Origin of the sequence: Staphylococcus lugdunensis (assembly GCF_001558775.1) — a bacterium.
GTDB classification, from domain to species: Bacteria; Bacillota; Bacilli; order Staphylococcales; family Staphylococcaceae; genus Staphylococcus; species Staphylococcus lugdunensis.
Genome location: NZ_CP014022.1, coordinates 2,436,293 through 2,458,268, shown reverse-complemented (window position 1 = coordinate 2,458,268; position 21,976 = coordinate 2,436,293). Strand labels below are relative to the sequence as shown.

Annotated in this window: 27 protein-coding genes; 9 read left to right on the top strand and 18 right to left on the bottom strand. The window is 32.5% G+C overall.

Features of this window, described 5'->3' with window-relative positions:
* Positions 1-57: 57 nt before the first annotated feature.
* From AL499_RS11535 to AL499_RS11475, 13 genes are all read right to left on the bottom strand, one after another.
* Positions 58-630, bottom strand: a complete 573-nt coding sequence (locus tag AL499_RS11535) for a terminase small subunit (RefSeq protein WP_002445377.1) — start codon at positions 628-630, stop codon at positions 58-60.
* A 62-nt stretch (positions 631-692) separates the two neighbouring features.
* Positions 693-1,214: a coiled-coil domain-containing protein gene (locus AL499_RS11530; protein WP_002445376.1), complete on the bottom strand. Its 522-nt coding sequence runs from the start codon at positions 1,212-1,214 to the stop codon at positions 693-695.
* A gap of 11 nt (positions 1,215-1,225) precedes the next feature.
* Complete coding sequence (locus AL499_RS11525; protein ID WP_002492317.1) at positions 1,226-1,459, bottom strand: hypothetical protein; 234 nt, start codon at positions 1,457-1,459, stop codon at positions 1,226-1,228.
* A 13-nt stretch (positions 1,460-1,472) separates the two neighbouring features.
* Positions 1,473-1,817, bottom strand: a complete 345-nt coding sequence (locus AL499_RS11520; protein ID WP_002445374.1) for a hypothetical protein — start codon at positions 1,815-1,817, stop codon at positions 1,473-1,475.
* 287 nt (positions 1,818-2,104) lie between these two features.
* A complete protein-coding gene (locus AL499_RS11515) occupies positions 2,105-2,746 on the bottom strand; it encodes a pathogenicity island protein (protein ID WP_002492310.1) in 642 nt (213 codons plus the stop codon).
* A 13-nt stretch (positions 2,747-2,759) separates the two neighbouring features.
* Positions 2,760-3,125: a hypothetical protein gene (locus tag AL499_RS11510; RefSeq protein ID WP_002445372.1), complete on the bottom strand. Its 366-nt coding sequence runs from the start codon at positions 3,123-3,125 to the stop codon at positions 2,760-2,762.
* Between the two features lie 347 nt (positions 3,126-3,472).
* Positions 3,473-5,182, bottom strand: a complete 1,710-nt coding sequence (locus AL499_RS11505) for a DUF927 domain-containing protein (protein ID WP_002445371.1) — start codon at positions 5,180-5,182, stop codon at positions 3,473-3,475.
* 13 nt (positions 5,183-5,195) lie between these two features.
* Positions 5,196-6,065, bottom strand: coding sequence for a primase alpha helix C-terminal domain-containing protein (locus AL499_RS11500; protein ID WP_002445370.1), 870 nt, complete (start codon positions 6,063-6,065; stop codon positions 5,196-5,198).
* A 63-nt stretch (positions 6,066-6,128) separates the two neighbouring features.
* The gene (tscT, locus tag AL499_RS11495; RefSeq protein WP_002445368.1) at positions 6,129-6,452 is read right to left on the bottom strand and encodes a type II toxin-antitoxin system toxin TscT; all 324 of its coding nucleotides are present in this window, start codon (positions 6,450-6,452) and stop codon (positions 6,129-6,131) included.
* 2 nt (positions 6,453-6,454) lie between these two features.
* Positions 6,455-6,664, bottom strand: coding sequence for a type II toxin-antitoxin system antitoxin TscA (gene tscA, locus AL499_RS11490; protein ID WP_001058489.1), 210 nt, complete (start codon positions 6,662-6,664; stop codon positions 6,455-6,457).
* On the bottom strand, positions 6,657-6,803 hold the full coding sequence (locus AL499_RS11485; RefSeq protein WP_002445365.1) for a hypothetical protein: 147 nt from the start codon (positions 6,801-6,803) through the stop codon (positions 6,657-6,659). Before AL499_RS11485 ends, tscA begins: the two co-directional genes overlap by 8 nt.
* Positions 6,800-7,117: a helix-turn-helix domain-containing protein gene (locus AL499_RS11480; protein WP_002445364.1), complete on the bottom strand. Its 318-nt coding sequence runs from the start codon at positions 7,115-7,117 to the stop codon at positions 6,800-6,802. Before AL499_RS11480 ends, AL499_RS11485 begins: the two co-directional genes overlap by 4 nt.
* A gap of 4 nt (positions 7,118-7,121) precedes the next feature.
* Positions 7,122-7,340 (bottom strand): helix-turn-helix domain-containing protein, encoded by a 219-nt coding sequence (locus AL499_RS11475; protein WP_000153640.1) that lies wholly within the window; start codon positions 7,338-7,340, stop codon positions 7,122-7,124.
* Between the two features lie 172 nt (positions 7,341-7,512).
* Here AL499_RS11475 and AL499_RS11470 point away from each other — a divergent pair, with 172 nt between their 5' ends.
* Positions 7,513-8,187, top strand: coding sequence for a helix-turn-helix domain-containing protein (locus tag AL499_RS11470; RefSeq protein WP_002445345.1), 675 nt, complete (start codon positions 7,513-7,515; stop codon positions 8,185-8,187).
* 13 nt (positions 8,188-8,200) lie between these two features.
* Positions 8,201-9,373: a site-specific integrase gene (locus AL499_RS11465; RefSeq protein WP_002492309.1), complete on the top strand. Its 1,173-nt coding sequence runs from the start codon at positions 8,201-8,203 to the stop codon at positions 9,371-9,373.
* A 68-nt stretch (positions 9,374-9,441) separates the two neighbouring features.
* On the opposite strand, the gene groL is transcribed toward AL499_RS11465, so the two are convergent.
* Complete coding sequence (groL, locus tag AL499_RS11460) at positions 9,442-11,064, bottom strand: chaperonin GroEL (protein WP_002461409.1); 1,623 nt, start codon at positions 11,062-11,064, stop codon at positions 9,442-9,444.
* A gap of 59 nt (positions 11,065-11,123) precedes the next feature.
* Positions 11,124-11,408 (bottom strand): co-chaperone GroES, encoded by a 285-nt coding sequence (gene groES, locus AL499_RS11455; RefSeq protein WP_002461410.1) that lies wholly within the window; start codon positions 11,406-11,408, stop codon positions 11,124-11,126.
* 180 nt (positions 11,409-11,588) lie between these two features.
* Here groES and mroQ point away from each other — a divergent pair, with 180 nt between their 5' ends.
* Positions 11,589-12,329: an intramembrane glutamic endopeptidase MroQ gene (gene mroQ, locus AL499_RS11450; protein WP_002461411.1), complete on the top strand. Its 741-nt coding sequence runs from the start codon at positions 11,589-11,591 to the stop codon at positions 12,327-12,329.
* A gap of 418 nt (positions 12,330-12,747) precedes the next feature.
* Here mroQ and AL499_RS11445 read toward each other — a convergent pair whose 3' ends face one another.
* Entirely contained in the window at positions 12,748-14,256 is a 1,509-nt protein-coding gene (locus tag AL499_RS11445) for an SdrH family protein (RefSeq protein ID WP_062248909.1), read from the bottom strand.
* 193 nt (positions 14,257-14,449) lie between these two features.
* On the opposite strand from AL499_RS11445, the gene AL499_RS11440 reads away from it, so the two are divergent.
* The 6 genes from AL499_RS11440 to agrA all read left to right on the top strand — a co-directional run bounded on the left by AL499_RS11440 (position 14,450) and on the right by agrA (position 19,372).
* Positions 14,450-15,073, top strand: a complete 624-nt coding sequence (locus tag AL499_RS11440; RefSeq protein ID WP_002461413.1) for a nitroreductase family protein — start codon at positions 14,450-14,452, stop codon at positions 15,071-15,073.
* Positions 15,074-15,207: 134 nt separating this feature from the next.
* Entirely contained in the window at positions 15,208-15,993 is a 786-nt protein-coding gene (locus AL499_RS11435; protein ID WP_002492308.1) for a carbon-nitrogen family hydrolase, read from the top strand.
* A 627-nt stretch (positions 15,994-16,620) separates the two neighbouring features.
* Positions 16,621-17,187: an accessory gene regulator AgrB gene (locus AL499_RS11430; protein WP_037540641.1), complete on the top strand. Its 567-nt coding sequence runs from the start codon at positions 16,621-16,623 to the stop codon at positions 17,185-17,187.
* A 2-nt stretch (positions 17,188-17,189) separates the two neighbouring features.
* The gene (gene agrD, locus AL499_RS11425; RefSeq protein WP_002461416.1) at positions 17,190-17,333 is read left to right on the top strand and encodes a cyclic lactone autoinducer peptide AgrD; all 144 of its coding nucleotides are present in this window, start codon (positions 17,190-17,192) and stop codon (positions 17,331-17,333) included.
* A gap of 20 nt (positions 17,334-17,353) precedes the next feature.
* Complete coding sequence (agrC, locus tag AL499_RS11420; RefSeq protein ID WP_002461417.1) at positions 17,354-18,643, top strand: quorum-sensing sensor histidine kinase AgrC; 1,290 nt, start codon at positions 17,354-17,356, stop codon at positions 18,641-18,643.
* Between the two features lie 12 nt (positions 18,644-18,655).
* Positions 18,656-19,372, top strand: coding sequence for a quorum-sensing response regulator AgrA (agrA, locus tag AL499_RS11415; protein WP_002461418.1), 717 nt, complete (start codon positions 18,656-18,658; stop codon positions 19,370-19,372).
* A 91-nt stretch (positions 19,373-19,463) separates the two neighbouring features.
* Here agrA and AL499_RS11410 read toward each other — a convergent pair whose 3' ends face one another.
* Positions 19,464-20,438, bottom strand: coding sequence for a carbohydrate kinase family protein (locus AL499_RS11410; RefSeq protein WP_002492304.1), 975 nt, complete (start codon positions 20,436-20,438; stop codon positions 19,464-19,466).
* The gene (locus tag AL499_RS11405; RefSeq protein ID WP_002492299.1) at positions 20,439-21,923 is read right to left on the bottom strand and encodes a sucrose-6-phosphate hydrolase; all 1,485 of its coding nucleotides are present in this window, start codon (positions 21,921-21,923) and stop codon (positions 20,439-20,441) included.
* Between the last annotated feature and the right edge of the window lie 53 nt (positions 21,924-21,976).

The following is a 21,976-nucleotide window of genomic DNA, read 5'->3' as shown; positions in this document are numbered from 1 at the left end:
TGCGGAAAGAATTTAGATAAAATAAACCACCACCTATTTGAAGGTAATGGTTTCACATTAATCCTCTAACGGTATATCATCAACAATCATTGTTCTATTAGGATAGTTATCATTTATTTTATCTAGTGTTCTCTGTTTATCTTCTTCATCTTCTTCGTCCCATTCACCAATATTTATAATTACCGGAGTGTCAGCAGTGAACTCTTTTTTCTCAGTAAACAGTTTATGATATTTCCCAAGCATATCACGAGCTCTTAAACGGTCACTTGGTTTTATAGGTATTTCTATAAGTTCAACATATTCATTATACACTAACTGAATTTTACCGTTCTGTGGGTTTTCTTTATATTCACCACGCTTAACAATAACTTCCTTTGTTTCTGTCTCGTCACCGACAGCTGAATTTGTTAATAAATGTAATAACTCATTAGCACTTAATATACTTTCGTCTATCACTTTTTTCTTTTGTTCTTGAATATATTCATTAATATGTTTTTTCTTTAATAATCGACTTCCCGTAACGTGTGCTGTCTTAGGCGAATATCCGGCTGTTATAGCGCTTTGTGTAACATTTAATGTTCTTATATACTCATTCACAAAACGCTCTTGTTTAGGCGTTAATTTAGGCATATTTATTCACTTCTCTCTGTTAAAATAAGCCCACCCAATCATTTGAGTGAGCAATGCGTTTATTAAATGTTAAATGGTTGAATAATATTTACATTCCCTATAAATTCTACAGGTTGAATGTTATTCTCTCTTTTCAATCGATCAATATATTGTGTTAAGGTTCTTTGTTTAGCACTGTACTCGTCGTTATAACCTAAAAGTTTATCCTTAGCGTCTTTAAGTTGTTGATTGAGTGTTTCGTATCGCTTTAAATCATCTTGATACGTTTCATTGTATTCATCACTTAATTCATCCGCGACATCTTGCATGTTTTCACAGTTTTTTATGACAACTTTTTTGAATGACTGTTTCATAACCATTAAACGTTTACTTTTAGCTCTATAATCAGATTCTAATTTTTCTATTTTTGTATAAAGTTTGTCAGCTTTTTCTACTTCGCCATTAATCACTAAATCTTGATACTCTTGATTGATATCATCTAGTTGTTTGCCATCATTTTTAACTTCTGCGTCTAGGTTTTTAATCTCTTTTCGGTAATCCTCAATGTTAGTTTTATATTTTTCAATTTGATCTAATGTTTTCAATGGTATGCCTCCTATTTAAATAACTCTCTATTTTTCGCAATTGCATTTTGTCTAGTTACATCATCTTTTATATCCAAGATTTTTTGACGTTTTTCACGATTTGCTTCTTCATTATTTTGTTTTGATTCTTTACTGTCTTGTTTTATGTTTTTATTTTGTCTCTCTTGATATACATATAATTTCAGCTTTTGACTTTCAGTTAGATCTAAAACTTCGCTTAATTCTTCGTACTGATTTGCTTTCATATAATATACTCCTTTAAACTTCAATTCGTTTCAAAGCTTCATAGCGTTTCATACTGCCATCAGCTAACTTTTTAATACTAATCATTGCTTGTTGCTTCTCTTGTTCCGTTGTAATAATGTAATAACCACGTTCATTACGTTTATAACTACACCCTATAGGATAGGCATAATCATAAACTAATGAATTGATCACCTTTCTTAACCATCGTTCATTACTCGAATTATATTCATATCCCAATTGATTTAAGATTTTGGTTTTAGTAATATATTTCTTAGACGTATTTCTTATCACATTGAGTACTTGGCGGTGTTCATCGGGTAAGTTATACGTCTTTTCTTTTTCGACTAATTTCTGCATATGTTTCACCTCACTTCACATTTACTTTATACATCTATTATACTAAATTTGCACGATTATAACAAACTAATGTTCGCTATTTGAATTTATTTAACTTACTATTAACATACGTCAAACTATTGTAATAAAAGCTTTAACAAACACTTTTTCAGTTATATATAGAAATATCACGAAAAGAACTAATGTTCGCTTTCACAAACTCGCACACCCTAGTGTATTTCTACAATAGTTAACATTTATTAGCTAAATGAAGAAGTCACACAAGAGTATGTGACCTCTTTTTATTACTATTTACTCAAACTGTAATAAGATGATTTCAATTCACTCAACTTACGCTCTAACGCCTTATAATCATCTAGTGTGGCATTCTCATCTTGTACAAATGCAGTAACTAATTTTAATCCTTCAACTAGCTCACTTGCAGGTTCATTAATTCCAGTAGCTAACTGATATAATATTTCGATATTACCTATCACATCAGCATTACTAGACTGAACACCCTCAAGTTCTTCAACATTTAATCCACCCTCAATATAAGTGAACATATCAGTATTATTACTTTCTGCGAATGTTTCCAATCCATACATAAAATAATCGTTATCAAACATAAAACTAGCCATCATATCGCTTATAGTGTCATGTGTACCATCTGGTATTTCATAACCTGCATAATGACCCTCAATACTTCTTATAAGCCCTTCAGTGTGCTTAGGAGACGCTAATTCAAACGCTTTTCTAACATTACAATCTTTGATGTAGATATGACCGTACAAATTACCTTCCATGACCACATACACCATATCAAACGGATCGTTATATATTTTGAATCCAAACGGTGTCTTTTTGCTGCTCTCTAATAATCCTGTGTAGTACCTTAATAACGCAGCTGCTCTTGTTTCAAATTGATTTGCGATAATTTCTATATTCATATTCATTCACTCCTTATTTAGTCACTCTCAGTAACATCGGTACCCATGAAGGTACTTCAGTTTGTTGCCCATATTCTGGATAAGTAATAGCTAATGGTAAACTTGGCACTCTACCATCTAACAAATAGCGCATGACATAGCTTCCTCTATAAACTAGATCAAGATGTTCTCCCTTAACTAACTCAATCAACGCATACATTGTGAGCTTATTCCAACCACTCCAAAAGACGATATTCTTATCCTGATCATGTGTCACACTCGTTTTACCTTTATAATCATGATCTAATTCTTTAAATAAATCTTCTAACTGATAAATAGGAATTTCCTCATATTCTTTTACATAATCGTACATATACTGTTTAAGTTGCTCTTTTTCCATGTGTAACCTCCTGTTATTTTTATGTCTTATTATTACCATTTGTCACTTGAGCCATAAATTATTTAATAACTGTGTACTATACGTAATTAAATACACAACGATTTTAATTTTTGTGTACCAATCGACGCATTGATAAGCATAGGGATATAGTACTTAGTACACAAAGTACACTAAATTTCCAATGATAGCTTTATATATAATTCAGAAACATATAATAAAACTTTCATCTTTTTTATTTATACTATCTATATATGAATGTGTACTTCGTGTACTAACGTTCTTAATCATTGATATGACAACTTTTCTTAAGTACACACATTTTAAATTCGACTGTGTACTAGAGTGTACTAATAATTTTCATTATATGGATTATGAGAATGGGAAAAGTCAAAACCTAACTCTTCAATTATTTCTTTTTTGATTGCATATCCCAAATGCCTTTCTGATTTATGTTTCACTTGTTTTTGTAATCTTTTCTTATCTGTAATTAAATAACCTTTTTTATTCCATTGTCCTGTAATAGTCTGCATCTCATGACCTAATTTATTTTTAACAGTTTCATTTTTAATACAAAGAAAATCATGTTTATATACCGCTTTAACATCTCCGTAATTTACTGAATCATAACCGTCACCTACGATATTATTTCTATTCGCATCTAAATATTGTAATAGTTCCTCTAACAGTTGCTTAGGTTTATCAATTGTCTTATTGTTTTTAACCATGCTGTCATAGGCTTGTTCAATAATCTTAAAATGATCATGTTCAAATCCATCAATATCATTCAAAACCTCACCGGTAACTTGTAGTAACGCAAAGGCACGTCCTAAACGTTGCATGATTTCATTACTACCTTTTTGATTAAAATACCGTTGATAGCTCTCAAAAGCTTTCTTATACACGTCTTTTTTAGACTCATATTGTTTAATAAATGCCAACCCTAACGTTCCATAGTTCTCCCTAAACGATTTGTCTAATGTGGTAAAATCAAAATTATCTGGATATGGTTGATCTTGTAGTGTAACTACACGTGCTGATACACCCGCTTTTTCATCAGCCATATTTGCGATAGATGATTCACCAGTAGAAATTAAAATATTTCGCCATTCTTTTTTAGCGTTTAGCGTTAAATTAATATTACTTCTTGATTTACTTTCGCCACTAGAAAAGTTATATGTGGCACTGGTAACAAACTTAGGATGTGTGTTACGTGTATCATCTTTAAACATTGGAAATGAGTTCAAAAATGACGCCATTGATTCAATACTATTTTGAGTAGAACTCCATGTCGTAATAAGGTCACTGGTTCCCCAAACACTTGATACTAAGTTGAGTGTGAATGTTTTACCTGTGGATGTACTACCTGATATTTCTACAATAAAGGGCTGTAATCCAAATTCTCTTAATAAAACTGAGCCTAAAGATGCATACAGCATAACCATTACCATTGGTAAATCTTTTATTTGAGCAAACACCTTTTTAGAGTAACCTTGTAGTGTTCCTTTACTTCGAAAAGAGTCTATTAACTTTTGAAACCCTTTATCATTGCTAAACAACTTGACATTGCTGTCTTTCATTACTTCTTGATAAGGATAAATAAAATAACCTTTCACATGCCCCAAACGCGTTGCAACTTTAACATTTAATGGTGGATTATACCGTTTAGATACATTAATATAGTCAACAAGTTTAGTAGATGTCGACGATGTTACATCTAGCTTTTTATTAACCAATTTCAAGAGTTGACGACTATCTGAAATCTCTTCAGCACTCACAGCTATATTTACCGGCGTTTTATTGTCATAGAAAAGCATATTGAAGCTGACCTCGTTACTTTCAATATCTTCAAAGCGTTCAGTGATTTGAGGGATTGTACTTGTGATAAAAACCTTTTTATCTGGTTCACCTTCTTTTTTACTTGGTATAAGTTGATATAAGGCAACACCGCATTGATGATGTTCAATTTCATATCCTTTCGGTATAATTTCTTGTAAGGCACTATCTTTTTTATTAATTTTTTCAATTTTATCAAGTACATCACTTTTACCTGTTTCCATACAAAGCTCCTTTCTAATTGTTATAGTGTTTATTTAATATCGATTGAAAAGTAGCGTTGATTTCTTGTTCTTTCATAGGTGGTTTACATGCGAATTGTCCCCATAATAAAGCATATGAATACACAATATAATCATTAACGTGACATCTTAATAAATGCCCAACTAAGCTAGCTAGTGCATTGTTACGATTGCCTTCGGTTGTTCCAAAGCTTAACTCACGCCAGTACGCACTATCACGTCGCGTATATCCTATAACATTAGGACTAGCATTTGATTGTTTATACTCCTTTGACCACTGTTCGAGCATATCAACATCCATAATTGGACAGTCATTCACTCGCTTAATAAATATGTGCCCTTTTTGAATAACTGTTAATGCAAAACATCTACTTGGCTGATATGAACCTTCATCAACTTTGTGGCCAATTTTATTTGCTAATACTTTTGTATATTTACGATAATCATCTGCACTTATGCGCTCATTTAGAGGGATATACAGGCGTATTCTAGATTGTTCAGTTGTATGGCTGAACGATGTGTGCCAAAACCATGCAACATTGCTTAAAGCTGAGCTGATTGCTTCATGTAATTGCTTTAAATCATTTATTTCATCATAATCAAGTACAATCACATTTCTGTATATGACATTTTTATCGTTTCGATGCTTTTTGATAATTTCACCATGATCATTTGCACCGTCTTTAATATCACCGTACACAGCAACACCACGTGCATACTTATAATTTGCTTCTATAGGCACAGACAGTTTATTAATTAACTTACTCCATTTAGGTTTTGAAAAGCTCTTAAATGAACGTGAGTCTAAACTTTCATAATGTACCACTGAAACATGTGTGTCATATTCTAATTTAATTTCATTCATTTTTTGCACCTCTAGTGATTCACAGAGTAAAAAATGTTATAATATAGATGTGTAATTTCTAAATTACTCTGTGATTTTTAATTTTTGTGCGTCATCTGATTCCTCGCCAAAGTTCTCAGATGATGCTTTTTCTAATTCATGAAACTTTTGTATAATTTTATCGAACTGTTCTATATAGAGATGGAATAAATCAAACATTTGATTATTGTGAATACGTCTCTCATGATAAGAAAAACCCTCTCTAATTAATTCATCTTTATTTAAGTTATGATTTGGTTCATGTGGATATAACTCCTCAAAATGCCAACCATGATTATCCTTTAAATCCTCAAAACTATCTTTCAACAACTTTAAATCGCTAAATAAATTTTTAATTTCCCAATTCATTTTTATTCTCCTTTCTCTAATTGAAAATTATTCTTTAATTCTTGTGCGCACCATTTCATTATCAATTCTAAGTGCTTTTCACGACTAACCTCTGAAACCACTTCAATACCATCAACATATTCCGTGTGTTCATAACTTTCCAAGTTATTCATGACACTTAACTCAAGTTGATAAACCACGTGTTCTATTACTTCTTTTTGTTCATTATTCATTTTCTAATCCTCCTGTTAAATTACATCCATAAGTTACCATCATGCCGTACACACTAAAAGCGACATACATGTTAGATATTGCTAGTAATAAAATTGTTAACAATGAAACTAAGCAGATATAAGTTAAGTACATTTTCATTGCCTTGCCTCCAATAACTTTTTGATATTGACTTGTTTAAAGTCGTTATTCTGGATATTCATATGAGCAGTAAGCTGTTCCATGAATTCATCTACATCAGACTTTTTGAATCTGTACGTAGATCCGACCATATAATATTTCATGCCATTATTAATAAGTAATTCTTCAATAGTAGGCTTACTTAAATTCAGATAGTTAGACAACTCTTTGTAAGTCATAAAATATTTCTCTTTCGCTAATTCGTCCACACGTACATTGATAGCCTGCTCAAGTAACTCACGTGCTTCATCTTCATCAATATTAATGTTGAACATTGGTTTATGCCTCCTTTACTTCAAATTCAAATAATTCATTTACCTCAACTTGTAAAACTTCTGCCATTTTCTTAGCTAATTTAGGGCTTGGAATCTTTTTACCATTAATAATTTGGCTTAAATAAGAAATTCCAACACCTGTTTCACGAGATAAATCAGATAAATTAAAACCTTTTAAGAACATAGCTTCTTTAAACTTTCTAGTATTCGCTAAAATAGTCATAATTAAAATCCTCCTTCGTTTTTGACTGACTTCTCAATCAATTTATAACTTTATTATACATAATCGTTTTTCTTTTGCAATAGTTTTTCGACTGACTTCTCAATCATTTTTTATTTTTTTGTACATAAACGTCCAAAAAAATGCTATTATTAACATAATTAGGAGGTTTGTAATGATTAGAAATAGATTGTCTGAACTACTGTCAGAAAGAGGACTAAAAATATCTCGTGTTGCAAAAGATGTAAAAATAGCAAGAAGTTCACTTACTTCAATGACACAAAATGATTCTGAAATGATAAGATATGATGCTATAGATAAATTATGTAGTTATCTGCACATATCTCCTTCAGAATTTTTTGAACATAATCCGATCAATTTTGACTTTACTTTTGATGAAGAACCGAATTATAAAATTAATGATGTTTTCGAGGGATTTGAAGTAACTGCAAACATTACTCACGCTTTTTCGATTGAAAATTTTGACTTTGAAATTTTAGTAGACGTCGAATTAGATAATAGGCAAAAATTAAATTTTGACTTAGACGTCTCATATAAAGAAACTGAAAAGATAACTAATTCACAACATAGATTTATTTTCACGATTAAAAATGAAGATGAAAATATCGGATTAAAAAAATACGTTGATAGTTTATCTGCAGGCCTTAAAAACTTGTTATTTAAAAAAATTAACCAAAAGTTAAGTGGGTATGTTTCTGAAATAATAGTAAAAAATATAGACGATATTGAAGAGCTTTTTCCAAATAAAGGCGAAAAATGTACGACTCTACATAAAGAAATTTTACAAACTGATAGCCGTTTATCTAGTGATATTTTTAAAGAATATTAATCGAGGTGATCAAATGGCAAGTTATGAAAAACGCGGAAATACATGGCGCTATCGTATATCACTAGGAAAAGACGCAAAAACGGGCAAATATAAATATATTTCAAACTCAGGTTTTAAACGCAAATCAGACGCTAAACACCACGCTGAAATGGTAGAACGTCAATTAAGAACCGGTGATTATATCGCACCGTCCACATCTACATTTAAACAGGTTGCTAACGATTGGCTTAAACAATATGCTAACGAGGTAAAAGTAAGTAGTGTCAGAGCACGCGAGAAAGCCATACACCACGCCATAGAACGCTTTAACAATAAACCAATACAAACTATCAATAAACATGATTATCAACGCTTTGTAAATGATATAAGCGCACAGTATAGCAAGAATTATATTGATAGCATTATAGCCTCTACGAATATGATATTTAAGTACGCATACGATATGAAATTAATAAGAATAATGCCTAGCGAGGGTATTAAACGACCTAAAAAGAAAGTTAGTGTGGAAGAATTAGAAGATACTGAGATACATAAAAAGTTTCTTGAAAAAGATGAATTATTTCAATTCCTGGAAATTGCCAAAAATCACCATTCACCACAAAATAGCTTTGAAGTATTTTGTACATTAGCATATACAGGCATGCGTGCAGGTGAATTATTGGCATTGAAGTGGTCTGATATAGACTTTGAGAATAACACAATCAATATTACAAAGACTTATTACAATCCAAATAACAATAAAAAGCAATATCAAATACTTACACCAAAAACTGAAAGCTCAATCGGAAAAATTCCAGTTGATCCTCATGTGATTAAATTACTTAAAAACTATAAAGTGGATGTTCAGGACACATGGAAAAACGAATTGTATGTAGATAATAATTTCGTTTTTACTGATGTTAACGGCTACCCTCTTGTAATTAAAAAACTACAATTATGGATAAAAGCTATACTTAAAAAGACTGACATAACTAATAAACAAATAAGCACTCATTCATTTCGTCATACTCATTGTGCGTTACTTATAGAGGCTGGTGTGCATATTAAGGAAATACAAGAACGCTTGCGCCATAAAGATATAAATACCACTATGAACATCTACGCTAAGATTACGAACTCATACAAAAAAGACGCTTCCCAAAAGTTTAGTAAACTCATGGAAAACGTCTCAAAAGATTTATTTTAAAATTTATATGCCCAAATTATGACCATTGAAGATTTCAAAAGCTACTACAACAGTGTTCAACGGTCTTTTTACATCATACCTGGCATGCCGCCGCCCATTGGTGGTTGGTTATTGCTTTCAGGTTCAGGAATATTAGCTACAACTGCTTCTGTTGTTAAGAACATTGCTGCAACACTTGCTGCATGTTGTAAAGCTGAACGCGTTACTTTTGTTGGATCAACAATACCAGCTTCTAACATATTTACCCATTCGTTAGTAGCAGCGTTAAATCCAACACCAGAGTCCGCATGTTTTAAACGTTCAACGATGATTGAACCTTCTAGTCCTGCATTTTCTGCGATTTGTCTAACCGGTGCTGTTAATGCTTTTAAGACGATATTGATACCAGTCTCTACATCACCTTCTGCTTGAATATCGCTCACTTTTTTATAGATATTAACTAGTGCTGTACCACCACCAGCAACAATACCTTCTTCTACAGCTGCGCGAGTTGAGTTTAAAGCATCTTCAATACGCAATTTACGCTCTTTTAATTCTGTCTCAGAAGCTGCGCCAACTTTAATTACTGCAACGCCCCCAGCTAATTTTGCAAGACGTTCTTGTAATTTTTCTTTGTCAAAGTCTGAGTCAGTTTCTTCAATTTGTGCTTTAATTTGACTAACACGTGCATCGATATTGTTATTGTCTCCATCACCATCAACAATCGTTGTATTATCTTTCGTTACTTCAACTTTATTGGCACTACCTAACATATCCATCGTTGCATCTTTAAGTTCTAAACCTAAGTCATCAGTAATCACTTGTGCACCTGTCAAAATAGCTAAATCTTCTAACATAGCTTTACGACGGTCACCAAAGCCTGGTGCTTTAACAGCAACTGCAGTGAATGTTCCACGCATGCGGTTTAGAACGATATTAGTTAATGCATCACCTTCTACTTCATCAGCAACAATTAATATTGGGCGACTAGATTGAACGACTTGTTCTAGTAAAGGTAAAATATCTTGGAATGAAGATATTTTTTTATCTGTAACTAATATATATGGACGTTCTAATTCTGCAGTCATTTTATCTGAATCCGTAACCATATATGGTGATTGGTAACCTCTATCAAATTGCATACCTTCTACAACTTCAAGTTCAGTATTGAAACCACTAGATTCTTCAATAGTTATTACGCCATCATTACCTACTTTATCCATAGCTTCTGAAATATATTGTCCAATCTCTTCATCTGCTGCAGAAATAGCCCCAACTTGTGCAATTTCATTTTTATTTTCAACTTTTTGTGATATATCATGTAATGCTTCGATAGCTACTTTAACTGCTTTATCAATACCTTGACGTAAGCCAACTGGATTTGCACCACTCGTTACGTTTTTAAGTCCTTCTTGAATCATTGCTTGTGCTAGCACTGTAGCAGTTGTTGTTCCATCCCCAGCAATTTCATTTGTTTTATTAGCTACCTCTTGAACTAATTTTGCCCCCATGTTTTCATATGGATCTTCAAGTTCAATTTCTTTTGCGATTGTCACACCATCATTAGTAATAAGTGGTGCAGCATATTCTTTATCTAAAACAACGTTACGTCCTTTGGGTCCTATTGTTACTTTAACTGCATTTGCTAATTTATCCACACCACGTAACATTGCTTGACGTGCGTCTTCTGAAAATTTAAGATCTTTTGCCATTCTATTTAACCTCCATTAAAATATGTGTCTGTAAAAATTGAATTCTATAAATTATATTATTATTCTATAATTGCTAAAATATCATCAGCATTTAATATTAAATATGTGTCGTTTCCTTGTTTTATTTCAGTTCCCGCATATTCTTGGAATACAACTCTATCCCCTTCGTTAACATCTGGAGTGATACGTTGACCATTTTCAAGTTGTCGACCTAAACCTACCGCGATAACTACACCTTCATTAGATTTTTCTTTAGCACTATCAGTTAAAACAATGCCACTTTTAGTTGTTTGTTCTTGTTCTTTTTTTTCAATTACTACACGATTACCTATTGGTTTAAGCATGTGTTTTCCTCCTCAATGGGACAAATATTTTAGCACTTTAACAAGTAGAGTGCTAAGCTACTTTTTATATTAATCAAAGTTGGTCAAAATTTCAAGCAAAAAGCTTCCTTCTTTTTTGTGCTAATCTTGCTTTTAAGATACAATATAATAAGTGTTATTTACATTTATTGGAGGTACTTTATGTCCAGAATTTGGATTTCTTTCCTAACAATAGTCATCTATGCACTAGCTCAATATCTACCTGTATTTATAATTAAATTAACTAGTTTTCAAATTAAGTCACCTACACAGCTATTGCATGTTGCTATTTATATTCAAGTTATTTTATTTATCATTGCAGCGATCATTATTATTTTGCTGCAAAAAGTAATTAAGAATCCAACTAAACTCGAATCAGATTACAAAGAACCTAAACGTTATTTAGTTCAATACGCATTATTAGGTTTTATCGTCGTAATGATTTATCAAATGTTTGCTGGTTTGATTAATACTTGGATTTTTGGTGAGCTTAAAGCCAGTCCTAATACAGAACGATTGATGGACATAGCTCGACAAGCACCAATATTTATTATATTAATTTCTATCGTAGGACCTATTCTAGAAGAATATGTTTTTAGGAAAGTAATATTTGGGGAAATTTTAGATAGGCTTAAGGGAAATATAGTAATGCGATTTCTAATTGCATCTGTTGTCAGCTCATTACTCTTTGCACTAGCACATAATGACATAACATTTATTATTGTCTACTTTGGTATGGGAATGATATTTTCTCTTGCCTATGTATTGACTAAACGTATTGCAGTGTCAATTATGATACATATGATGCAAAACGGATTTGTTGTTATTATGCAAGTTTGTTTCGGCGATGTGCTTAAACATTTACAAACACAAGCAAATGCTATTTTCCATTTATTTTTTTAATCAAAGAATCCCATCTAAGCATATATTACTGCTAGGATGGGATATTTAACATTTTAAGTAGGAAATTGAACTGGTCTACGTCGATTTCTAAAATGTTTAAATACAAAACGCAAAGCTGGAACATAATTTCCAAAATAATAGCACACAGATGGTTTGACATTAATCATCTGTGTGCTTCTTTTATCTTCAATACTCCACATTATTGGTTCGCATACTTAGGGAATCAGTTTCAGTCACCCCAACTTGCGTTGTTCGTGGACTTTCTTTTGGAAAGTCTTTGTGTTGGGGCCCGCTGTGCTTTTATATGTCTTGGCGAAGTGTTTCGTACTTTGTCTTAGTAGTACTTAATATAAAAAATAAGGCTCTGGTAATTTGTCAAAAATATTTATATCCTAAACTGAAATAAATATTTATTCATTTATTGTTCTTTTTCCTTTTGACGATTGATGAACCAGTAAACCATTACGGCAACAAAGATCACACACATACTTCCAATAAGCGTTATATTTAAACGATTAAATTTAACATCTGTCATGCCTTGCTTATGGTCTTCACCTTCTGCAGAAATAATTTTATCCTCAGAACGCTGAGTATGATTATCTTCACCTTTTTTATCAACTGGTTTTTTCAAATCAGGCATTGAACCAATTTCTCCAGTTATTAAAGCTAATACCTGCTCATCCAAGTTTTTATAGTACTTTGATGAGTTTGTTGGATTGAAATATTCAAATCTAAAATAATTTGAACCACGTTGTAATGAATTTAAATAACTATTGCCACTAAAATTTTGTTTTCTAAAAAGTGCATATAAATCTTGATCAGAAACTTGGTTACCACTCTCGCCAAGTTTGTTTACCTGTTCTATAATAAATGGATTATATTTAAATGAGCCAATGGCTAATGATTTAAATCGTTTCATGATTGATTGACGTTGATTGTTAGCAACAGGTCCCTCATCATAATGATTTCGTGGAAAATAAGATGACGAATTACGACCAGAATCATGTCCCCGTCCATTAATTTGATTAATGAAATCATCCGAGACATTATGATCTGTTTTCTCTCCATTTTGAGGATATTGTTGTCCATTAGATGTGTTCCAACCTTGATTTCCATTACCGTTATTTTGTCCATTATTGTTATCTTTATTATTTGGTTGATTCGTTGGTTTGTGACCATGACCACCATTTTGTGTTGGTGGCTGTGGATGAGAAGGTGTTCCCCCATTGTCCTTCCCGTCGGATGGCTTGTTGTCTTTACCTCCATGATCCGTGCCATCTGATGGCTTGTTTGGCTTGTTATCTTTACCTCCATGGTCCGTGCCATCCGATGGCTTGTTTGGTTTGTTATCTTTGCCTCCATTATCCGTACCATCCGATGGCTTGTTTGGCTTGTTGTCTTTGCCTCCGTTATCCGTACCATCTGATGGTTTGTTTGGCTTGTTATCTTTGCCTCCGTTATCTGTACCATCTGATGGCTTGTTTGGCTTGTTGTCTTTGCCTTCATTGTCCGTACCATCCGATGGTTTGTTTGGCCTGTTATCTTTGCCTCCGTTATCTGTACCATCTGATGGCTTGTTTGGCTTGTTGTCTTTGCCTTCATTGTCCGTACCATCCGATGGTTTGTTTGGCCTGTTATCTTTGCCTCCGTTATCCGTACCATCCGATGGCTTATTTGGTCTGTTGTCTTTGCCTTCATTGTTGGCACTATTTGACGAATTGCTTGGTTGGTTCGTATTATCTGAATCTTTCTGGTTACTATTGTCTTGTGATAAATTATCTGAATGAGCAGTTGATTTTTCATTAGTAACTTTGTTATATAGCGTATTATCCTGTGCATGAGTTATATGCGGACTTATAACCTGTGTGCTTACAGCAATAGCAAAACTTGCAGATAAATATTTGATCTTTGTCTTTTTTCGTGTCATCTCTATTCCACCTCCTCTCTACATGTCATGACTTCTTTCACTTACTAGTATAAAGAAGTTTACATACATATGCATTTAATTATTATTATTGAAAAGTAATATTAATATTTCTGAAACTTTAAAGTAAATTTATTTCACTTCGTTGAGTATATCTATTATCCTAAGTATATTAAAAGGCAAAGGAGTTTTTAAAATGGGTTTATTTAGCAAAAATAGTGAAAAATCATTTCTAAATGCTATCGAGGGAAGACGTACAGTCTATAATTTAAAAGAAAGCATTTCTATTAGTGATGAGGAATTAGAACAAATTATGACTCAAGCAATAAAACATGTGCCCTCCGCTTTCAATTCACAATCAACACGCATTGTCTTATTATTGAATAATAAGAATAAACAATTTTGGGACAATACTAAAGCTGTATTAAAAGAAAAAATGGGTGCTGATCGAGACTTCACTGCAACTGAACAAAAAATCGATAACTTTAAACATTCTTACGGTACAATATTATATTTTGAAGATCAATCTGTAGTTAAAGGGTTACAAGAACAAATGCCTTCTTATGCAGAAAACTTTGCGATTTGGTCAACACAAGCAAACGCAATGCATCAATTTGCGATTTGGACTGCTCTAAGTACAAAGGGTATTGGTGCTTCACTCCAACACTACAATCCACTTGTTGATGCAGTAACACATCAAGACTTTGATATTCCCGAAACTTGGGAATTAATGGCTCAAATGCCATTTGGAGATGTGCGTGAAGAACCTAATGAAAAAGAAATCCAACCTGTCGACGCACGCTTTCTTGTACGAAAATAATCCATAGCATTATAAATAGCTTTTTATATAAACGAGGGCAGAATAAATCAAAATTGATTATTCCTTGCCCTCTTTTTGCGTTTCTTTATTGTTTTTAGTAAATTAGATTTAACAATCACCTAAGGAGTGATACGATGAAACTTCAACTTTTACAATTTAACGTTGCTTATGCAGATGTGAATGCAAATGAACATAAAATAAAAACATGGTTTTCGAATTCTTTACAACAAGACACTGATGTCGTGATTCTACCTGAAATGTGGAATAATGGATATGCATTAGAGCAACTAGAAGAAAAAGCAGATTTTGATTTAGAAAGAAGTACAGATTTCATTAAAAATTTAGCACTACAATATCAAGTAGATATTATTGCTGGGTCTGTATCAAATAAGCATCATGACCACATATTTAATACTGCATTTGCAATTGATAAAACTGGTAAAGTGATAAACCAATATGACAAAATGCATTTAGTTCCCATGTTAGATGAACCAGCATTCCTAACTGCTGGTAAAAATGTTCCAGAAACATTTAAATTATCAAACGGTGTAAAAGTGACACAAATGATTTGTTATGACTTACGATTTCCTGAATTACTAAGATATCCTGCAAGAAGCGGTGCGGCAATTGCATTTTATGTTGCACAGTGGCCAAGTGCACGTCTTAACCATTGGCAAGTGTTGCTAAAAGCACGTGCAATCGAAAATAATATGTATGTAATAGGATGTAATGGTTGTGGGTATGATGGAAAAACGCAATATGCCGGACATTCCGTGGTTATTAATCCTAATGGCGAAATCATTCAAGAATTATCTACCACCGAAAAAGAACTTACAGTTACTATAGATATAGATGCAGTTGAACAACAACGTAAAGCAATACCTGTATTTGACAGCTTAGTGCCACATTTATACAAATAAACAAATAAAAGTCGTGAGTTTGGGAGTGACTCACGACTTTTTTCGCTTATTAAGGGAATGTTTTTACAGTTATTTTCAATAATAATTTGGGGATGTTATTAATTATGAAAATCTTCTGACTAGAGTAACACTAGTACAATAATTACCTTCTACAGTTAAGTAGCTAAGCGTAATTATCTACATTGAGCCCTACACAACTCAATGTTAGCAATTCATCAATTATCATTAAGTTGGGATGGCTTAACAATAATTAATCAATTTAACGAAGAAAACATAGTTAAGAATGAATAACTTCTATTATTGAGAATATACAGCTCCAACAACTTACTACAATCATTGTTGGAAAATTGAAAAGCTTATCGTAGCTACAATCCAATTAGTTTTCAAAAAGCTTTATCAATATCTATCACATCTCTGTGATATGTCTATATTAAAACATGATAATTACATAAATAGTCTAAAAATTCTCAACTAATTCATTTTTATTCTTAACTGTATCTTAAATATGTTAAAATTAAACAAAGAACATATATATAACATATTTGTATGCGAATTAAACAGTTAGGCATTAATGATCAAATGAATTGCGTAAAATTGTATAATGATACCAAGGAGCGTGACGCTAATTTGAAGGCGATAGACAAAAAAATTGAAAGATTTGCTAGATACTTGCAGCGTCAAAACAATCTAGACCATATTCAATTTTTGAAGATACGCCTAGGCATACAAGTCGCATTAGGTAATTTTTTCAAAACTATTGTTACTTATGGTGTTGCTCTTTTATTCCATACCTTTCTTTACACATTAATTACACACTTAACGTATTTTTTCGTTAGACGTTTTGCGCATGGTGCACACGCAAGGTCATCATTGTTGTGCCACATTCAAAATTTAGTTTTATTTGTGGCATTACCTTGGTCAATTGTGCATTTTCAAGTGTCTTGGACATTCATGATTTTGCTAGCATTTATCGCATTCATAATTATTATATGTTACGCACCAGCGGCAACTAAAAAACAACCCATACTGCCCCATCTCAGAAAGAAAAAGAAAAGAAATGCCATTCTTATTTCAATCTGTTTTTTGGTGCTAATGTTGTTTGTAAGTGAGCCATACATGCAATTAATAGCTTTAGGCATGTGCTTAGAAGCTATAACATTATTACCAATATTCTTTTCCAAGGAGGAAACATAATCATGAACTTATTAAGCGGATTATTTACAAAAGGGATTAGCGTAATTTTCGAATTTATTGGAAATTTTTCTGTACAAGATATGTGTAATGGTTATTTTGATGAACCAGAAGTACCTCAAGAATTAATCGATTTACACAGAAATTAAAGATAGAAAGTGTGTAAAGAATGGAATATTTAAACAGTATCTTCATATCAATCTTTCAAGCAGTTATGTTAATAATTGTAGCTAAAATTATTGCAAACGTTAAGTTTTACTTAAGGGATTATTTAGCCGTTGCCGGCATAATAGTCCCTTCTGCCGTATTATTTGTTGTTTTTGGCAGACAATCAATTATCTTTTTACTTATTATTTGTTTAATATACTTTTATGTAAAAATAGGGTTTTATTCTATAATCGCTATATTAGGCTCTGCCTTAATAATGTACATAAGTAACTTTTTCTCAGTTTCACTCATAATATTAATAGGTAATTTTATCAAATTTAGGATAATATACGTAATAATTTCTTTATCATCATACATACTGATAGGTGTTTTATGTGCATTTATGACAAAATACTTAATTAATAAACTCAAAAAAACATACTTATTTTTTAATAAAGTATACATAATCGTCATATCTACTTTTTTAACATTTACCATCGCTATATTTTATTTATATTCATTAAAATTCCAGCAAACATACCAAGAATGGAAACTATTTGCACTTTTATTCATAGGAATTTTAATATTCCTTGCAATTTTTATCATCGTTATTACATTCTCTGTACATAGGGAGATGCAGTATAAGCGTAATTTAAAAGAGATAGAAACATACTACGAGTACACGCTGCAAATAGAATCGATTAATAACGAAATGCGTAAGTTCCGTCATGATTATGTTAATATTTTATCTACCATGTCTGAGTATATACGCGAAGATGATATGCCGGGTTTAAGAGAATATTTTAATAATAATATTGTATCGATGAAAGACAATTTACAAATGAATTCTATTAAAATTAATGGTACAGATAAGCTAAAGGTTCGTGCCATCAAAGGTCTTGTGACAACCAAAATTTTACAAGCGCAAGAAAAAAACATTCCCATCAGCATTGAGGTTCCAGAACTAATTGAACATATTGAAATGAACACAGTTGATTTAAGTCGAGTGATTGGCATTATCATTGACAATGCCATTGAAGCTTCAGAAAGTTTAGAAGATGCATTAATCCGCATTGCCTTTATAAAAAATGAGGATTCTGTGTTATTTATTGTAATGAATAAATGTAGCGATACAACGCCCAAAATTCATGAACTTTTTCAAGAGAATTTTTCTACTAAAGGCAAAAATCGTGGTTTAGGTTTATCTAATTTAAAAGAAATTATAGATGCAACACCAAATACGTTACTTGATACTACTATTGATAATGGATATTTCATACAAAAAGTAGAAATTTTAAATAATATACCATAAGGACGTGAAGACATGAAGATTTACATTTGTGAAGATGATGTTAAACAACGTGAAAATATGGTTGAGATCATCAATAACTATATCATGATTGAAGAAAAACCAATGGAAATTGCTTTAGCTACAGATAATCCTTATGAAATTTTAAAAATGTCAAAGGAAAATGAGGATGTTGGTTGTTATTTTTTAGATATTCAATTAGAAGCTGACATAAACGGTATCAAGTTAGGTAGCGAAATAAGAAAGTATGATCCGATAGGTAACATAATTTTTGTTACAAGTCATAGTGAGCTGACATATTTAACTTTTGTTTACAAAGTATCGGCTATGGATTTTATTTTTAAAGATGACCCTGCCGAACTTAAAACTCGTATTATCGATTGCCTTGAAACCGCACATACGCGCTTAAAGTTATTGTCAAAAGAACGTACCGTTGAAACGATAGAGCTTAAGCGCGGTAGTAATTCTGTATATGTGCAATATGATGAAGTGATGTTTTTTGAATCATCAACAAATTCACATCGATTGATTGCACATTTAGATAATCGTCAAATTGAGTTTTATGGTAATCTAAAACAAATTAGTCAAATCGATGATCGTTTCTTTAGATGCCATAATAGTTTTGTTGTCAATCGACACAATATCTCTTCAATCAATTCAAAAGAACGTGTTGTATATTTTAAAAATGGTGAACATTGTTATGCATCAGTACGCAATGTTAAAAAAATATAATTATTAGTTAACATGAAATAATGGGTGGCGGACAAAATCTTGACAATAAATCAGACTTTGTCCACCACCCATTAATATTCACAGAAACGCTCTAGCTAGTTTTTTTGTTTAATTGTTGTTTAACTTCTTCTAAGGTTGGAATGCTTTCGATAGCACCATATTTTGTTGTTACAGTTGATGCAACACAATTACTAAATTCTAATATCTTTGCGCCATCTTGTTCAAGCTGTTGTGTCACTGGTATATCTTCAGCTAATAATAAGCGACTTATAACTGCTCCAATGAATGCATCTCCAGCACCTGTTGTATCAATAGCTTTGACTGTAAATCCCTCGTGATAGATATGTTTACCATTTTTCAAATAGATGGACGCACCATTGGAGCCTGCAGTATAAATTACCGCTTCCACGTGCCCTTTAAATAAAGCTTGAATACCCGCTTCTAATGATGATTCACCAGTAATAAATTCAAGCTCTTCGTCAGAAACTTTGACAATATTTGCTTTAGGAATAAACTCATTTATTGCCTTTTTACAATCTGTTGCATTTTTCCATAAAGGTAAGCGAACGTTTGGATCAAAAATAATCGTTCCACGTTGCGCTTCAAACTTTTCAATGAGTTTATAATGCGCTTGTTTCATATCACTATCTATTAAATCTACTGAACAAAAATGCATGATATCTTCTGATGACACATCAATTTCTTCAACATTGTCTGGATGATATAGCATATCTGCAGATGGTTTTCTGTAAAATGAAAAGTCACGCTGTCCATCTTCCTTTAAACTGACAAAAGCTAATGCTGTGTTAGCGACGTCAGTACGTTTTATATGAGACGTCCCTACGCCAATTTGTTGTAACGTTTCAACAATAATATCACCAAATGCATCTTGACCCAACTGCGTTATCATATGAGCTTGCCCTCCAAGACGCGCTACTGTGCTCGCGACATTTGCTGGTGCACCACCCACTTGTCTTGTAAATCCTGTAACATTTTTCAATTCCGAATTAACAACATTTGGAATAAAATCAATCAATGCTTCTCCAATAGCATAAAGGGTTCTCATTTATTTTTCATCCTTTAACTCATATTTTGTAAATTTTAAATAAACTTGACCTGATTCGGTTGACGTTTTAATACCTGTTGCCTGCTCATCTGGGAATATCCGTGAAGTTAACACCCGTTCTCCGTTATTACAGAAAATTTCTATGCTTGATGTATCGACAAATATTTGTAATTGGGATAATGGTGTATCTAAAATCGTACTTCTTGTTGTTCCCTTAACCGGTTCTGGTAAAGCGCCACTATCACTGCGATCTAATGTTAACCGCTGACTTTGTTTATTATAAGTAATCAGCGTGCTATGTTGTTTTGATGTTCGCAATTCAAAATAAACTTCGGAAGCTTCATTTTCTAGAATATCAATTATTAATTCATAATGTAGTCCCTCATATGGATGTAACTTTGTTGTGAATTTATTTGCATACCCTTCAGCTGTTTCTTCATTATGACGTAACTTTTGTAACGCTGGTAGCGGGCGTTGAATAAGTTTACCATGTTCAACTGTTAATACTCTTGGTAATGTTAGGCAATGTGCCCACCCTTCGTCATCTGTTGGATAGTGCGTATCAGGCATACCCATCCAACCAATGAGAATGCGATTACCTTGTTTATCTAGAAAGGTTTGTGGTGCGTAAAAATCAAATCCATAATCAAGCTCCTTAAAATCTTGATGCTCAAATGCTGGCTTTTGAGTATCCAATGTTCCTAGTAGATAGCCCGATTGGTAGATGTTATTATAGCGCTCTCCTTCAGGGGAAATACCTTGAGGACAAAATAGTAAAACGTCAGTCTGATTAAGATTGAAAAAATCCGGACATTCCCACATATAACCAAAGTTCAATAACTGTGTCGCTATTTCACCTACAAACGCCCATTCATTAACCTGTTCTTCCATTTTATAAAGTAATAAGCACGCATTTTCTTGTTCGTTTTGAGCTGCGATAATCATAAAATATTGACCATCTTTTTGAAAAACGTTTGGATCTCTAAAATGTTGTGTATATCCCGTTGGTGGTGCTGGAATAACTGGTTTTTCAAACTTTACTGCGTCACCATACTCATCAACTTTAGCTAACATTTGGCTAGAGTGTCGATTCCACTCTGAATCTCTATGATTTCCGGTATACATATAGTAAAGTTGACCGTTGTATTCAAAAGCACTTCCACTATATACACCATGACTATCGTATGCAGTATCTGGTTCTAAAATGGGGCCGTGCGGGGTAAAACTTACTAAATCCTTACTAGTATAATTAAACCAATATTTCAAACCATGAACAGCTCCTAATGGAAACCATTGATGTGATACATAATAAGTCCCATTATAAAATATTAAACCATTAGGATCATTTAAAAGTCCTGTTTCAGGTTGAATATGATACGTTTGTCTATAATGTGAAGCATCAACTTTTTGTTTCAATTCAATTAATTGTGATTGAGGAACATCATCGATACCTTGATAGCGTTGTTCTCTTGTCCATTCACTCATGATTTACCTCCATCAATTTGTTGTTACTTATTTTCATTCATAGTTTATCACTT

Bases quoted from the DNA above. Each gene is read 5' to 3' on its own strand.
- AL499_RS11445 (WP_062248909.1), bottom strand. From the start codon at position 14,256: ATGACACGAAAAAAGACAAAGATCAAATATTTATCTGCAAGTTTTGCT.
- AL499_RS11410 (WP_002492304.1), bottom strand. From the start codon at position 20,438: ATGAGAACCCTTTATGCTATTGGAGAAGCATTGATTGATTTTATTCCA.
- agrD (WP_002461416.1), top strand. From the start codon at position 17,190: ATGAACTTATTAAGCGGATTATTTACAAAAGGGATTAGCGTAATTTTC.
- agrC (WP_002461417.1), top strand. From the start codon at position 17,354: ATGGAATATTTAAACAGTATCTTCATATCAATCTTTCAAGCAGTTATG.
- agrA (WP_002461418.1), top strand. From the start codon at position 18,656: ATGAAGATTTACATTTGTGAAGATGATGTTAAACAACGTGAAAATATG.
- tscA (WP_001058489.1), bottom strand. From the start codon at position 6,664: ATGAATAATGAACAAAAAGAAGTAATAGAACACGTGGTTTATCAACTT.
- mroQ (WP_002461411.1), top strand. From the start codon at position 11,589: ATGTCCAGAATTTGGATTTCTTTCCTAACAATAGTCATCTATGCACTA.
- AL499_RS11525 (WP_002492317.1), bottom strand. From the start codon at position 1,459: ATGAAAGCAAATCAGTACGAAGAATTAAGCGAAGTTTTAGATCTAACT.
- AL499_RS11435 (WP_002492308.1), top strand. From the start codon at position 15,208: ATGAAACTTCAACTTTTACAATTTAACGTTGCTTATGCAGATGTGAAT.
- groES (WP_002461410.1), bottom strand. From the start codon at position 11,408: ATGCTTAAACCAATAGGTAATCGTGTAGTAATTGAAAAAAAAGAACAA.
- tscT (WP_002445368.1), bottom strand. From the start codon at position 6,452: ATGAATTGGGAAATTAAAAATTTATTTAGCGATTTAAAGTTGTTGAAA.
- AL499_RS11515 (WP_002492310.1), bottom strand. From the start codon at position 2,746: ATGAATATAGAAATTATCGCAAATCAATTTGAAACAAGAGCAGCTGCG.
- AL499_RS11405 (WP_002492299.1), bottom strand. From the start codon at position 21,923: ATGAGTGAATGGACAAGAGAACAACGCTATCAAGGTATCGATGATGTT.
- AL499_RS11440 (WP_002461413.1), top strand. From the start codon at position 14,450: ATGGGTTTATTTAGCAAAAATAGTGAAAAATCATTTCTAAATGCTATC.
- AL499_RS11510 (WP_002445372.1), bottom strand. From the start codon at position 3,125: ATGGAAAAAGAGCAACTTAAACAGTATATGTACGATTATGTAAAAGAA.
- AL499_RS11485 (WP_002445365.1), bottom strand. From the start codon at position 6,803: ATGAAAATGTACTTAACTTATATCTGCTTAGTTTCATTGTTAACAATT.
- AL499_RS11470 (WP_002445345.1), top strand. From the start codon at position 7,513: ATGATTAGAAATAGATTGTCTGAACTACTGTCAGAAAGAGGACTAAAA.
- AL499_RS11480 (WP_002445364.1), bottom strand. From the start codon at position 7,117: ATGTTCAACATTAATATTGATGAAGATGAAGCACGTGAGTTACTTGAG.
- AL499_RS11535 (WP_002445377.1), bottom strand. From the start codon at position 630: ATGCCTAAATTAACGCCTAAACAAGAGCGTTTTGTGAATGAGTATATA.
- AL499_RS11500 (WP_002445370.1), bottom strand. From the start codon at position 6,065: ATGAATGAAATTAAATTAGAATATGACACACATGTTTCAGTGGTACAT.
- AL499_RS11505 (WP_002445371.1), bottom strand. From the start codon at position 5,182: ATGGAAACAGGTAAAAGTGATGTACTTGATAAAATTGAAAAAATTAAT.
- AL499_RS11475 (WP_000153640.1), bottom strand. From the start codon at position 7,340: ATGACTATTTTAGCGAATACTAGAAAGTTTAAAGAAGCTATGTTCTTA.
- AL499_RS11465 (WP_002492309.1), top strand. From the start codon at position 8,201: ATGGCAAGTTATGAAAAACGCGGAAATACATGGCGCTATCGTATATCA.
- AL499_RS11520 (WP_002445374.1), bottom strand. From the start codon at position 1,817: ATGCAGAAATTAGTCGAAAAAGAAAAGACGTATAACTTACCCGATGAA.
- groL (WP_002461409.1), bottom strand. From the start codon at position 11,064: ATGGCAAAAGATCTTAAATTTTCAGAAGACGCACGTCAAGCAATGTTA.